We start from the raw sequence: 13,171 nt of genomic DNA on the forward strand, positions 1-13,171 counted from the left end.
CCGGAAGAGGGTCATGGTGGCGCCTCGCTGGTCAGGCGCCGGCCGATCTGCTGGATGACCCGCATCGGCAAGCTTGGCACGGACGGCAGGATACGCAACAGGGTCGTGCCGTCCAGCCGCAGCAGCCGCAGGTCGGTGCGCGCGCGGATGGTCGAGAAACGCCGGGTTCCCGCCAGCAGTTCCATGTCGCCGAACACCTCCGGCGGCTTGATATAGGCAATGTGCAGCGGCTCGCGCCCCGGCTGGAGCCGGACCAGCTCGGCCTCGCCCTCGGCGATGACGAAGACGAACTCGGGGGTGTCGCCGCTGCGGTAGATGAAGTCGCCGGCCTTCACCATCCGCCATTCCGAGGAGCCGAGCAGCCGGCGCAGAATGGTTTCGGGCAGGTCGGCGAACAAAGGCGAGCGCGACATCAGGCGCAGCGCCGCCTCGTCGGTGCCGCGGTCGCCGGCCGGGGCGCCCTCGTCCTCGTCCTGGTCGGTGTCCTGGCCGCGCGGAACCAGACGCCCGTCCTCCAGATCATAGACGCGGTCGAAGGCCGCGTCGTCGGCGATGCGGTCCTCCAGCACGATCATCGTCATGGTCGGCAGCGCGGCCTTCATGCGGCGGAAAATCTCCAACCGCTCCGCCGGGTCGTAGCTGTTCATGGCCTGATGGATGACGAAGATGTCCGGCTTCTTCAGCAGCCCGCGCACGAGCTGGATGCGCTGGCGCACGCCGACCGGCAGCAGGGAGCCGCCGATCCCGACCTCGTCCAGCGCCACCAGCACCAGCACGTAGCCGCGCGCGTCGGTCTCCAGCAGCGTCTGGTCGACCAGGGCGCGCAGTTCGGCGATGACCTGGGGATCCTCGGTGGTGATGCGGCCGAACAGCAGGTTGTCCAGCACGTTCAGGCGGCCGTGATAGAGGTTCTGGTCGAAGACGAGGATCGCCTCGCGCAGGTCCTCCGGCGGGTCGCCGAGCAGACGGCGGCGGATCGCCATGATCGCGTCCTGCTGCGGCTGCGGCACCAGATCGCCGCCGTCGCGGGTCGGGACGATCATCAGGAACATGGTGGCGAACAGCAGCTTGTCGCTTTCGGACTGGCGGCGCTCCAGCCGGTCGGCGCGCCGCCGCAGCCGGTTGACGCTCTCCACCAGCTCCTCGAACAGCGCGTCGTCGAGGTGCGGGTAGCGCATCATCAGGACCTCGCCGTCGGGGCTGTCCTGATAGACCGAGACGACCCGCATCGAGAAACGGCGGCCGATGCGGACCGCCGGTTCCCACAGCCCGTGCTCCTCCATCAGCGCCCGCAGGCTGGCGTGGCAGACGAGGCGGGCGATGGTCAGGCCCTTGCCGTCCGGCAGGCCGAACAGCATGTTCTCCGCCAGGCTGGCGTGGGGGTTGAAGCGGTCGGGCTCGAAGCGTTCGAGCACGCCGTCCATGCCGCGCTCGGCCAGCGTGTCGCGCAGCCGGTGGCGGGCGCGCAGCAGCGGCTCGGCGATGAAGGGGTAGTCGTCGGGGTCGAAGACCTCGCGCAGGCCCCGGCGGTAGATCTGCTCTTCGCCGCCCGTCGCCTCCAGACACTGCACCAGCCAGGGGCGCAGGCTCTTCCAGTCGGTGACGCCGACCTGGGCGAAGTCGGTCCAGATGTCCTCCATGCTCTCGTGTGGGTTGCCCGACGCCTTGGCCTCGCGGATCTGGCGGCGGCGTTCGGGCGTCATGGTCGCCGGATCCTCCTCCGGCGGGCGGTGGCGCAGGCCGTAGGTCATGTTCTGCATGATGCTGCCGGTGAACATGTGCGGTTCGGGGCCGGCGTAGGCCATGCGCCGCCCCAGCAGGTCGAGCGGCAGCGTGTCGAGCGGATGCTCGCCGATCAGGATGCGGCCGGAGGTCGGCGGCGACAGGCGGACCATCATCTCGGCCAGCCGGCGCAGGGCCAGGGCGTTGGCGCCGGCAATGCCGACGAAGGCGCCCGGCGGGATGTCGAGCGACAGCCGGTGCAGCACCCGGTCGCCATACTCGTTGGTCCAGCTCACCGAATCCATGCGGTAGGGCGCCTGGAGGCCGGTCGGCAGGCCGGGGGCGGGGGCCGGCCACTCGAACAGGAAGGGCGGCGAGAACTGGTCGGAGATCTGCTCGAACTTGATCTGCGCGTCGTAGGCGTTCTGGTAATAGTCGAGCAGCTCCTTCCACGGGGCCGTCAGATCCTTGAAGGCCGACAGCGCCGCCACCAGCGAGCCGATCGACAGGTCGCCCTTGAGCACGAAATAGCCGCCGATCGAGAAGAAGAAGAACGGAGTGATCTGGTTGATGAAATTGTTCAGGAATTTGATGAAGTATTTTCTCTGGTAGATCTCGAAACGGATGTCGAAAATCTGCCCGAGGTACTTGGCGAAATCGGCCTCGACATAGCGGATGGTGCCGTTGGTGCGGATCTCGCGGATGTTGTCGACGCTCTCGCCGATGCGCTCGGAGATCTGGCGGACCTTGCGGATGCGCTCCTTGCCCAGCAGCTTCACCTTGATCTGAAGCTTGGGAATAATGTAGGCCTGCAATGGAATAAGCGCCACCGAGACCAGACCGATCAGCGGCTCCTGGATGAACAGGAACAGCAGGATGGTCAGCATCGTGCCGCCCTGGTAGAGCGGCTGGGCGAAGGCGTCGCCGATGAAGCCGGCCAGCGGCTCGGTCTCCGCCGTCACGGTGGAGATCAGCTCGCCCTGGCTGACCTTGGAGAAGTGCGGCAGCGGAAAGCGCAGCATGCGGTCGAGCAGGGTGAAGCGCAGACGCCGCACCTGCCGTTCGCCGACCACGCCCTTCAGCGTGTTGATCCGCATCTTGAAGGCGCCGTTGGCCAGAACCAGCAGCAGGAAGGCGACGCACAGCACCAGCAGGTAGGGCACCGGCTCCAGCGCGAAGCCGAGGATGGAGCGATGCTCCTCCGGCTCCGAGATGGCCCGGTTGATGATGATCTTCGGCAGTTCGAGCGAGGCGTAGAGGACCGGGAAGGACGCGATCGTCAAAAAGGCGATGAAGATTTGCTGTCTTGCGCTGTGTTTCCAGATGTAATGAAAAATATTCTTTTCCATCAAGGCCCTTCTCACCCATGGCCCGGCGGGTCGGGCCGGCAGCGATCTTTCCACCCGCCTTTGGGGGCGTCAAGTTGGGCGTGGGGCTGACGGAGAAAGAGGCATGTCGTAAGCGGGAGAGCCCGAACCTTCGCCCCCCTTACACGGGGACTGCGCCGAGGGGGACGGCGCGCAGCAGCATGCCGAAGAGGTCGCGCGGCTCGTCGGGGTCGGCCAGCATGTCCAGCTCCTGGTACAGCCGGGTGCCGGCCAGCCGGTCGCGGACGTAGCGCAGGGCCGAGAAATCCTCGGTGGCGAAGCCGACGCTGTCGAACAGGGTGATCTGGCGGGCGTCGCGCCGGCCGGGGGCGGCGCCGGTCATCACCCGCCACAGCTCGGTCACCGGATGGTCGGCGGCGAGCTGCTGGATCTCGCCCTCGACGCGGGTCTGCGGCGTGTATTCGACGAAGATGTCGGAGCGCAGCAGGATGTCACGGTGCAGCTCGGTCTTGCCGGGGCAGTCGCCGCCGACCGCGTTGATGTGCACCCCGGTCCCGACCATGTTGTCGGTCAGGATGGTCGCGTACTGCTTGTCGGCGGTCACCGTGGTGATGATGTCGGCGCCCTCCACCGCCTCCTGCGCGGAGCGGCAGGCGGTGATGGCGAAGCCGAGCCCGCCGAGGTTGCGGGCGCATTTCTCCGTGGCGTCCGGGTCGATGTCGTGGAGCCGCAGCTCGGTGACGCCGAGCAGCGCCTTGAAGGCCAGCGCCTGGAACTCCGACTGGGCGCCGTTGCCGATGATCGCCATGCGGCGCGACTCCGGCCGCGCCAGATGCTTCGCCGCAACGGCGGAGGTTGCGGCGGTGCGCAGCGCGGTGAGGATCGTCATCTCCGACATCAGCACCGGATAGCCGGTGGCGACGTCGGCCAGCACGCCGAAGGCGGTGACGGTCTGCCGGCCCTCGCGCGTGTTTTTCGGGTGGCCGTTGACGTATTTGAAGCCGTAGTTGCGGCCGTCGCTGGTCGGCATCAGCTCGATCACACCCTCGGGGCTGTGCGAGGCGACGCGCGGCGTCTTGTCGAACGCCTCCCAGCGGCGGAAATCCTCCTCGACATAGCCGGCCAGCTCGGACAGGAAGCGCTCGACGCCGACGGTCAGCACCAGCTTCATCATATGGTCGACGCTGACGAAGGGGACGATGTTCAGATTGGGGATCATGGTCAGAGGCTCCGCGCCGGGGTGTATGCCGGGGTGTCGAGGATGCGGCGGCCGAGCAGGCTCGCCGCCAGATCGACCAGCGCCTGGGCGCTGCGGCCCCGCTCGTCGAGGATCGGGTTCAGCTCGACGATGTCGAGCGAGCCGACGATGCCGGAATCGTGCAGCATCTCCATGATCAGGTGCGCCTCGCGGTAGGTGGCCCCGCCCGGCACGGCGGTGCCGACGGCCGGTGCGAAGGAGGGGTCGAGGAAGTCGATGTCGAGGCTGACATGCAGATGGCCGCCCGCCGCCCGCACCCGCTCGATGATCCGGCGCAGCAGCACGGCGACGCCGTACTCGTCGATCAGACGCATGTCGGCGACCTCCACCCCGCGCGCCCGCAGCAGCGCGCGCTCGCCGGGGTCGAGCGAGCGGATGCCGAAGAGATGGACATGGGAGGGATCGACCGGCGCGCGATAGGCGGGAGGGACGATGCCGTCGAAGCCCTCCTCGCCGCACAGGAAGGCGGCCGGCATGCCGTGGAGGTTGCCGGACGGCGAGGTGGCGGGGGTGTTGAAGTCGCCGTGCGCGTCGAGCCACAGCACGAACAGCGGGCGTCCGTTCTCGGCGCAATGGCGGGCGATTCCGGACACCGAACCGATCGACAGGCTGTGGTCGCCGCCGAGGAAAACCGGGAAGGCGCCCTCGCGCATCACCCCGTAGGAGCGCTCGGCCAGCGCGTGGCACCAGCCGGCGATGCGGGCGCGGCGGTCGCTGGCGGTGAGGTCACCGTCGGCCGGCGCGACGTCGCCGAGGTCGCGGACCGTCAGGCCCAGCCCCTCCAGCGTCTCCACCAGCCCGACGATGCGCAGCGCCGCCGGTCCCATGGAGGCGCCCTTCTGGCCGGCGCCGACGTCCACCGGAACGCCGACGATGTGGATGGGTGGGTGTTGCCGTGCCGCCGTCATGCTCGTTCCCTGTTCCCGTGGCTGCGCCTGTGCTTGGTCTGCCAACAGTATCGGGGACGGAGGAGGCGGTAAAAAGCCGGCAGACCGTTAGAAACGCGTGGTCGTTTTGACAGTTTGGCAAGCTTGACTTACCATTTCGGCATGGACGATCTCGATCACCGCCTGCTCGGGTTGCTGCGCGCGGATTCGCGCCGCTCGGTGGCCAGCCTCGCCGAGGAGCTGGGATTGGCGCGGGCGACGGTGCGCGCGCGCATCGACCGGCTGGTCGCCGACCATGTGATCGTCGGCTTCACCGTGGTGGTCCGTTCGGACACGCAGGGCCGGATGCTGCGCGCGATCACCATGATCGAGGTGGAGGGCCGCGCGGCGGAGGCGGTCATCGCGCGGCTGAACGGCTTTCCGGAGGTGCGGACGCTCTACACCACCAACGGTCGCTGGGACATCGTCGCCGAGATCGAGACGGAGACGCTGGAGGGCTTCGACGACATGCTGCGCCGGATGCGCCAGATCCCTGGCATCGCCTCGACCGAGACGAACATCCTGCTGTCGGCCCGCAAATCGACGGTTGGGCGGTAAGCCGAAGCGGTCAGTCCCGCCAGGGGATGACGCCCGGCGGCAGGCGGCGGCCCAGCGCGCCGACCGCCAGCATGACGGCGACGATCAGGACGATGGTGAGGATGCTCAGCGCCGCACCCAGCGTCGGGCTGCCGCCCTCCTCCAGCGCGTAGAGGACGACGCCCAGCGTCTCTGTCCCCTGCGACCACAGCAGGATGGAGACGGTCAGCTCGTTGAAGGTGGTCAGGAACACCAGCACGCCGCCGGCCGCCACGGCGGGCGCCACCAGCGGGGTGACGATGGTCAGCAGGCGGCGCAGCGGGCCGGCGCCGCAGGAACGCGCCGCCTCCTCCAGTGTCGGGGCGAGCGCCGCGCAGGCGGCCTGGGCCGGGCGCAGCGCCAGCGACAGGAAGCGGGCGAGGTAGGCGGCCAGGATGATGCCCAGCGTGCCGTAAAGGCCGATCCCCAGCAGCGGCAGCGGCTTGAGGAAGACCAGGATGCAGCCGATGGCGAGCACGACGCCGGGTACCGCGTGCGGCAGTTCGACCAGCACGCCGACGGCCCGCGCGATGCGTCCGGCACGGCCCGGCCCGGTCATGGCGTGGGCCAGCGGGACCGCGACCAGCGCCAGCAGCAGCGCCGCCGCTCCGGACAGCAGCAGCGAATTGCGGAAGGCCCGCCCGACCTGATCGAGGCCGAGCACGGTGGCGTAATGGGCCAGCGTCGCCGTGCCGGGGCCGAGCGGCAGGCCGTAGACGCGGATCAGGCTGGCTGAGAGCAGGGCGGCCAGCGGGGCGGCGAGCACCAGCGCCACCACCACCCAGCAGGCGACCTCGACCGGCAGCCGCCAGCGGCCGAGTGGCAGCACCGCCGTCGTGCCGATCCGTCCGGCGACGCGGGCGTGCAGGCGGCGCTGGCAGACCATCTGGACGGCGATGCCGAGGCAGGCGATGGCGCCGATCAGCAGGGCCAGCACCGCGACCTCCGGCAGCGCCGACGGGCCGAAGCCGGACATCCGGCGGTAGATCAGCGTCGGCAGGGTCGGGATGCCGGCCGGGATGGCCAGCAGCGCCGGCACGCCGAAATTGCCGAGCGCGGCCACGAAGGCCAGCGCCAGCCCGGCGGCGAAGCCGGGGACGCCGAGCGGCAGCGCGACCCCGGCCAGTGCCCGCCACGACCCGGCGCCGGTCGCCCGTGCCGCCTCGACCAGATCGCGCGGCACGCCGCGCAACGCCGCGCGGAAGGCGAGGAAGACCAGCGGCGCATGCTCGATCCCCATCACCAGGATCAGTCCGGCCGAGGAATGCACCGGGTTGGGCGTGCCGGTGGGCGGCGCCAGCCCGAGCGGCTTCAGCAGCGGGCTGCCGGGGCCGGTCAGGTGGATCCAGGACATGGCGATGATCTGCGGCGGGATCATCAGCGGCAGGATCAGGCAGAAGGCGAGCGCCGTCTTGCCGCGCAGGTCGGTGGTTCCGGCCAGCAGGGCGAAGGGGCCGCCGAGCAGGCCTGCGACCAGGGTGGCGCCCAGCGCGATGGCGACGCTGTTGCCGGTCGCCCGCCACGTCATCGGTGAATCCAGCACGCGGGCGAGCGCCGTCACGTCGCCGCCCAGCGCCGGCCCGGCGACTTCCCAGAGCAGGCGCAGGATCGGCAGCAGTACGACCGCGCAGACCAGGACCGACAGCCAGGACCCGCCGGGAAGGCCGAAGCGGCGGGGCGTTTCCGTCCCCCGCCGGCCGGACAGCGCCGCGCTCGTCATGCCGAACCCTTCATGCCCAACACACCCCGCTTCAGCCGCCGAACAGGTCGGCGAAGGCCTTCTTGTTGGCGTCGTCGTCCTTCAGGGCCTTGGCCGGGTCGTAGGGCATCAGGGTGACGGTCGCCGGGTCGGGGAAGCCGTCCGGCGCGCGCACGCCGGGCAGCGCCGGCAGGAAGCCCTGGCGCGACGCCAGCTCCTGCCCCTCGCGGCCGAGCAGGAAGGAGACGAAGGCCTTGGCGGCGTCCGGGTTCCTGGTGGTGTTGAGGATGGCGACCGGCTCGCTCACCGCGCTGACGCCCTCCTTGGGGAAGACGAAGGCGACGGGGGCGCCCTTCGCCTGCTCGCGGATCGGCAGGTAATCGACGATCACGCCGTACAGCTTCTCGCCGCCGGCCACCGCCTTCAGGATGCCGCCGTTGCCCTTGGCGGCGGTGACGCCGTTGCGGGCCAGAGCCTCGTAATAGGCCATGCCGAGCGCCGGCTGTTCCTTGACCGCCGCCATGTGGATGGCGGCGGCACCGGAATAGAGCGGGCTGGGCATCACCGTGGTGCCCTTGGCCTCCGGCTTGGTCAGGTCGGTCCAGGAAGCCGGCTTCATCGGGGCGGCGGTGTTGTAGACGATGCCCGTGGTGATCAGCTTGGTCGCGAACCAGGTGCCGTCGGCGTCGTGGGTGCCGGGGCGGTAGCCCTGGACCGGCGCGTCCTTGTAGGCCAGCAGGCGCTTCTCGGCCTTCAGGGATTCCATGGTGACGGCGTCGGCGATCAGCAGCAGGTCGGCCTGGGGGGCGCCGGCGGCGATCTCGGCGCGCAGCTTGTTCATCAGCTCGGTGGTGCCGCTGCGGACCCAATCGACCTCGACGCCGGGATTCCGCGCCTTGAACGCCTCGACCGTCTGCTTGGCGTCGGCCTCCAACTGCGAGGTGTAGAGCACCAGCTTGCCGGAGGCGGCCTGCGCCGACAGCCCGAACAACAGCACTGCCGCCGAGGCAAGGGTGGCGAGGGTGGCCTTCATGTCTGCAATCTCCATGCGCATCGTCTTGGGCCCGCGCGGAACACGCGGCGCCGTCCCGTGTCTACGCCTTGTCCATGACAACGGCGTGACGGCCCGGCCCGCGGATCCTTACTATCCGAAGCTTGCGTCGCGCGGACCGAGGTCGCCGTAGGCCATCTTCAGGAAGGCGTCGGCGGTCAGGTCGGCGTCGAGCAGCGCCCCGTGGTGGGCGAAGCGGTCGCTGCGGTCGAGCCACAGCCGGTCGCACAGCGCGTCCAGCGACCCCGAGGCGCCGGGGAAATGCTCGTGCGACATCTCCTTGGTGCACAGGAAACGCGAGCTGCCGAACACCTCCGTTCCCCACGGCACCCTGCCCATGCGGGCGAACTCGTAGTTCAGGAAGTCCATCTCGTTCTCGTAGGCGTGGGCGATCAGCGGATCGTCGCCGAGGAACGCCATCATCTCCTCGACCACCTGCGGGAAGCGCGGGGCGGTCTTCAGGTCGTTGGGGCGGATGTTGTGGACCTTGATGGCGTCGGGGTGGATCGGCGCGTCGGGGTTGACGCGGGTTTCCCAGGTCCGGCCCTTGGTCCAGCCTCCATTCTCCCCCTTGCCGTCTCGCAGCAGCTCGATGCAGCCGATCTCGATGACCAGGCCGGGCTGGCGCAGCCCCTTGGGGGCCTTGCGGATGTCTTCCAGCTTCGGCATCCGCCGGCCGGTGGTTTCGATGTCGATGGCGACCAGCCGGTCGCTGCCGTCCCAGGGTTGCGTGGTCATGGCTTTCGGGGTCCCCGCCTGTTTCGCTCCACTGGTAGGCCGCTCCGGCGCCGCCGTCGAGAAAAACCGACCGCCGGACGCGGCCGGGGCCGGCGGCGCGGCGGTCTATAGCAAAAGCCAATAGCCGCGTCGGGCTTCCAAATGGCAATGGGGGCGGCTTTGGCGATGATGGGGGTGACACAAATCATCGCCGCCGGTGATTGAGAGTGCTCTCATCCATGGCGGGTCCACCGCCGGCGCCAGGGCCCCGGCGCAGCGCGACGCGCATTGCTTTCGAAGAGGTCTGTCCGATGGACGCCAACTACATGCCCTTCCATCCAAGCCCGCGCAAGCCGGCCTACGCGCCGCCGCCGGGAGCGGTGGACGCCCATTGTCACGTCTTCGGGCCGGGCGACGTCTTCCCCTACGCGCCGGAGCGCAAATACACCCCCTGCGACGCGCCCAAGGAAAAACTGTTCGCGCTGCGCGACTTCCTGGGATTCGAGCGCAACGTCATCGTCCAGGCGACCTGCCACGGCAAGGACAACCGGGCGCTGGTCGACGCGCTGAAGGCGTCGAACGGGCTGGCGCGCGGCGTCGCCTCGGTCGGGCCGTCGGTCAGCGACGCCGAACTGCACGACATGCACGAGGCCGGGGTGCGCGGCGTCCGCTTCAACTTCGTCAAGCGTCTGGTCGACGCCACGCCGAAGGAGGTCTATCTCGGCATCGCCGACCGCATCGCGCCGCTCGGCTGGCACATCGTCGTCTATTTCGAGGCGCCGGACCTGGAGGGGCTGATCCCCTTCCTGCGCCAGCTGCCGACCACCATCGTGGTCGATCATATGGGCCGTCCCGACATCGCCAAGGGCGTCGATCACCCGGACTTCCAGCGCTTCGTCGACCTGATGGCGGACAACCCGAACGTCTGGTCGAAGGTCAGCTGTCCCGAGCGCCTCAGCGTCGACGGCCCGGCGACCAACTACGCCGACGTCGTGCCCTTCGCCCGCCGGCTGGTCGACCGCTTCACCGACCGCGTGCTGTGGGGCACCGACTGGCCGCACCCGAACATGACGACCCACATGCCCGACGATGGCGCGCTGGTCGACGTCATCCCCCACATCGCCACCGACGCCGCCAAGCAGAAGGCGCTGCTGGTGGACAACCCGATGCGGCTCTACTGGAGCTGACCCGCAACCGCAGAACCACGGCCACAAGAAAAGTCCGAAAGAGGAAGCGCCCATGCCCATGCAACCCTCCCCGACACGGGACCCGATTCCCGGCACCACCATCTTCGACGGCACGATGGCGATGCGCGGCTATGCCCTGAACAAGATGTGCTACTCCTTCAACGAGGCGGCCAGCCGGGCCGAGTTCCTCGCCGACGAGGACGCCTACTGCACCAAGTACGGGCTGAACGACGCGCAGCGGGCGGCGATCAAGGCGCGCAACGCGCTCGACCTGCTGGCCGCCGGCGGCAACATCTACTACCTCGCCAAGTTCGTCGGCATGCTCGGGCTGAACGTCCAGGACGTCGGCGCGCAGCAGACCGGCCTGACGGTCGAGGAATTCAAGGCGAAACTCCAGGCGGCGGGGCACTGACATGGCGAAGATCGTCGGTGGCGTCACCACCTCCCACATCCCCGCGATCGGCAACGCCATCGCCAAGGAGCTGTTCGAGGACCCTTACTGGAAGCCGTTCTTCGACGGTTATCCGGCGGTCCGCGAATGGCTGGACCAGGTCAAGCCGGACGTCGCCATCGTGGTCTACAACGACCACGGGCTGAACTTCTTCCTCGACAAGATGCCGACCTTCTCGGTCGGCGCCGCCTTCGAGTACACGAACAAGGACGAGGGCTGGGGGCTCCAGCCGCTGCCGCCCTACGAGGGCGACCCGGAGCTGTCCTGGCACATCATCGAATCGCTGGTGGGCGACGAGTTCGACATCTGCTCCTGCCAGGAGATGGCGGTCGACCACGGCTTCACGGTGCCGATGTCGCTGCTGTGGCCGGACCGCTCGAAGATGACCGTCAAGACCATCCCGGTGGCGGTCAACACGGTGCAGCACCCGCTGCCGAGCCCGGCCCGCTGCTTCAAGCTGGGGCAGGCGATCGGCCGGGCGGTGGAGTCCTACGGCAAGGACAAGAAGGTCGTCGTGCTCGGCACCGGCGGCCTGTCGCACCAGCTCGACGGCGAGCGGGCGGGCTTCATCAACAAGGAGTTCGACCTGATGTGCCTGGAGAAGATCGTCGACGAGCCGGAGGCTCTGGCGCGCTACTCCATCCATGATCTGGTGCGGCTCGCCGGAGCCCAGGGGGCCGAGCTGATCCTGTGGCTGATCATGCGCGGGGCCTTGGGGGAGAAGGTGTCGAAGGTCCACAGCAACTACCACATTCCGATCTCCAACACCGGGGCCGGCTTGCTGGTTCTGGAAAGCGCGTGACGATTGGCTGCCGCCTTTCCCTCGCATCCATGCGGGGGAGGGGCGGCTCTTCGTTTCGCCGAAGCGCCATCGGGGCGCCGCTGCTGTCGATGCAGCGGCGCCCCGATGGCGTTTGCGCCAGGCGTCGTAAAATGTTCGGCAAGCTTTCAGCAAAATTTCCGAGTGTCTTCTCGCGCGGCGGCATGTCTCCCTGTTCGCCGCGACCGGGCTTGCCCCGGTCATCCACGTCCAATCAGCCTCGCATGACTTGCGGCCGTGGGTGCCCGGCACAAGGCCGGGCATGACGGGTGAGGCGAGAGGCTCCTTCCACAGGCGCGCCGGTGAAAGGCGACGTCAGTCGGCCAGCGCCTTCTCCAGCCGGTCGAGCGTGCGCATCGCCGGCAGGCATTGGGCGACGCTGGCGTTCGGTTCGCGTCCCTCGCGGATGGCGGCGAAGAACTCGCGGTCGATCAGCTCGATGCCGTTGTTCGACACGGTGACGCCGCTGAGGTCGATCTTCTGCTCGTTGCCGTCGTAGAGGTCGTCGTAGCGGGCGATGTAGGTGCCGTTGTCGCAGATGTAGCGGAAGAAGGTGCCGAGCGGTCCCTTGTTGTTGAAGGACAGCGACAGGGTGCAGAGGGCGCCGGACGGCACCTTCAGGCCGATGCTCATGTCCATGGCGATGCCCAGCTCGGGGTGCGGCGGCCCCTGGAGCGCGTGGGCGCGGCTCGCCACCTCGCCGGTCTGGTACTGGAACAGGTCGACCGTGTGGCAGGCGTGGTGCCACAGCAGATGGTCGGTCCAGGTGCGCGGCTGGCCCAGCGCGTTCATGTTGGTGCGGCGGAAGAAGTAGGTTTGCACGTCCATCTGCTGGATCGTCAGCTCGCCGGCCTGGATGCGCTGGCGGATCCACTGGTGGCTCGGGTTGAAGCGGCGGGTATGGCCGGCCATCGCCACCAGACCGCTCCGCTTCTGGACCTCGACCAGCCGCTCGGCGTCGGCGAGGCTGTCGGCCATCGGGATTTCGACCAGCACATGCTTGCCGGCCTCCAGGCACTGGATCGCCTGGGAGGCGTGGACCGGGGTGGGGGTCGCCAGGATGACCGCCTCGACCTCCGGCCGCTCCAGGCTCTCGGACAGATCCTTGGTCCAGTGCGGGATGCCGCGCTGCTTGGCGAAGCCCTCGATGTCGTCCGGGCCGCCGCCGACGACCGAGACCACTTCGATCCCGTCGATGGCGGCGATGGCGTCGAGATGCTTGACGCCGAAGGCGCCGGCGGCGCCGGCCACGCAGATTTTCATGCTGATGCTCCCGGAAGATGAAAGACCCGGCGTTCGGCCGGCAGCCCGCTCCCGCTGGGTGGAGCTTTCCCTGGCCGCCCTGTTCCGTCGCCGCTGCTCATGACTCATCGGGTAGCAAACAATCAGCCCGCATTGAAATTGAATGACAGGGAGCGTTATTCATTTTGTGTTCG

At 68.7% G+C, this 13,171-nt stretch carries 11 protein-coding genes; 4 read left to right on the forward strand and 7 right to left on the reverse strand.

The window, feature by feature from the left end; translation table 11 throughout:
• Positions 1-11: 11 nt before the first annotated feature.
• The 3 genes from JN22_RS10165 to rocF all read right to left on the reverse strand — a co-directional run bounded on the left by JN22_RS10165 (position 12) and on the right by rocF (position 5,216).
• Positions 12-3,005: an ABC transporter transmembrane domain-containing protein gene (locus tag JN22_RS10165; protein ID WP_223677657.1), complete on the reverse strand. Its 2,994-nt coding sequence runs from the start codon at positions 3,003-3,005 to the stop codon at positions 12-14.
• Between the two features lie 205 nt (positions 3,006-3,210).
• Complete coding sequence (locus JN22_RS10170) at positions 3,211-4,269, reverse strand: ornithine cyclodeaminase (protein WP_085553827.1); 1,059 nt, start codon at positions 4,267-4,269, stop codon at positions 3,211-3,213.
• Positions 4,270-4,271: 2 nt separating this feature from the next.
• On the reverse strand, positions 4,272-5,216 hold the full coding sequence (rocF, locus tag JN22_RS10175; protein WP_085553828.1) for an arginase: 945 nt from the start codon (positions 5,214-5,216) through the stop codon (positions 4,272-4,274).
• 141 nt (positions 5,217-5,357) lie between these two features.
• Between rocF and JN22_RS10180 the strand changes: the two genes are divergently transcribed.
• Entirely contained in the window at positions 5,358-5,792 is a 435-nt protein-coding gene (locus JN22_RS10180; RefSeq protein WP_085554624.1) for an Lrp/AsnC family transcriptional regulator, read from the forward strand.
• Between the two features lie 10 nt (positions 5,793-5,802).
• Here JN22_RS10180 and JN22_RS10185 read toward each other — a convergent pair whose 3' ends face one another.
• From JN22_RS10185 to JN22_RS10195, 3 genes are all read right to left on the reverse strand, one after another.
• The gene (locus JN22_RS10185; RefSeq protein ID WP_085553829.1) at positions 5,803-7,530 is read right to left on the reverse strand and encodes an ABC transporter permease; all 1,728 of its coding nucleotides are present in this window, start codon (positions 7,528-7,530) and stop codon (positions 5,803-5,805) included.
• Between the two features lie 31 nt (positions 7,531-7,561).
• Positions 7,562-8,542: an ABC transporter substrate-binding protein gene (locus tag JN22_RS10190; protein ID WP_085553830.1), complete on the reverse strand. Its 981-nt coding sequence runs from the start codon at positions 8,540-8,542 to the stop codon at positions 7,562-7,564.
• A 111-nt stretch (positions 8,543-8,653) separates the two neighbouring features.
• Complete coding sequence (locus JN22_RS10195) at positions 8,654-9,298, reverse strand: 3'-5' exonuclease (RefSeq protein WP_085553831.1); 645 nt, start codon at positions 9,296-9,298, stop codon at positions 8,654-8,656.
• A 290-nt stretch (positions 9,299-9,588) separates the two neighbouring features.
• Here JN22_RS10195 and JN22_RS10200 point away from each other — a divergent pair, with 290 nt between their 5' ends.
• The 3 genes from JN22_RS10200 to JN22_RS10210 are packed head-to-tail and all read left to right on the forward strand — an operon-like array spanning position 9,589 to position 11,717.
• Positions 9,589-10,464 (forward strand): amidohydrolase family protein, encoded by an 876-nt coding sequence (locus JN22_RS10200; protein WP_085553832.1) that lies wholly within the window; start codon positions 9,589-9,591, stop codon positions 10,462-10,464.
• A 52-nt stretch (positions 10,465-10,516) separates the two neighbouring features.
• Entirely contained in the window at positions 10,517-10,876 is a 360-nt protein-coding gene (locus tag JN22_RS10205; RefSeq protein WP_223677658.1) for a protocatechuate 4,5-dioxygenase subunit alpha, read from the forward strand.
• A gap of 1 nt (position 10,877) precedes the next feature.
• Positions 10,878-11,717: a class III extradiol dioxygenase family protein gene (locus tag JN22_RS10210; protein WP_085553833.1), complete on the forward strand. Its 840-nt coding sequence runs from the start codon at positions 10,878-10,880 to the stop codon at positions 11,715-11,717.
• A 333-nt stretch (positions 11,718-12,050) separates the two neighbouring features.
• Here JN22_RS10210 and JN22_RS10215 read toward each other — a convergent pair whose 3' ends face one another.
• Positions 12,051-12,998 (reverse strand): Gfo/Idh/MocA family oxidoreductase, encoded by a 948-nt coding sequence (locus tag JN22_RS10215; protein ID WP_085553834.1) that lies wholly within the window; start codon positions 12,996-12,998, stop codon positions 12,051-12,053.
• Between the last annotated feature and the right edge of the window lie 173 nt (positions 12,999-13,171).

The sequence above is a fragment of the Azospirillum agricola genome (assembly GCF_020005195.1).
Taxonomy (GTDB): domain Bacteria; phylum Pseudomonadota; class Alphaproteobacteria; order Azospirillales; family Azospirillaceae; genus Azospirillum; species Azospirillum agricola.

Bases quoted from the DNA above. Each gene is read 5' to 3' on its own strand.
- JN22_RS10170 (WP_085553827.1), bottom strand. From the start codon at position 4,269: ATGATCCCCAATCTGAACATCGTCCCCTTCGTCAGCGTCGACCATATG.
- rocF (WP_085553828.1), bottom strand. From the start codon at position 5,216: ATGACGGCGGCACGGCAACACCCACCCATCCACATCGTCGGCGTTCCG.
- JN22_RS10180 (WP_085554624.1), top strand. From the start codon at position 5,358: ATGGACGATCTCGATCACCGCCTGCTCGGGTTGCTGCGCGCGGATTCG.
- JN22_RS10185 (WP_085553829.1), bottom strand. From the start codon at position 7,530: ATGACGAGCGCGGCGCTGTCCGGCCGGCGGGGGACGGAAACGCCCCGC.
- JN22_RS10190 (WP_085553830.1), bottom strand. From the start codon at position 8,542: ATGAAGGCCACCCTCGCCACCCTTGCCTCGGCGGCAGTGCTGTTGTTC.
- JN22_RS10195 (WP_085553831.1), bottom strand. From the start codon at position 9,298: ATGACCACGCAACCCTGGGACGGCAGCGACCGGCTGGTCGCCATCGAC.
- JN22_RS10200 (WP_085553832.1), top strand. From the start codon at position 9,589: ATGGACGCCAACTACATGCCCTTCCATCCAAGCCCGCGCAAGCCGGCC.
- JN22_RS10205 (WP_223677658.1), top strand. From the start codon at position 10,517: ATGCCCATGCAACCCTCCCCGACACGGGACCCGATTCCCGGCACCACC.
- JN22_RS10210 (WP_085553833.1), top strand. From the start codon at position 10,878: ATGGCGAAGATCGTCGGTGGCGTCACCACCTCCCACATCCCCGCGATC.
- JN22_RS10215 (WP_085553834.1), bottom strand. From the start codon at position 12,998: ATGAAAATCTGCGTGGCCGGCGCCGCCGGCGCCTTCGGCGTCAAGCAT.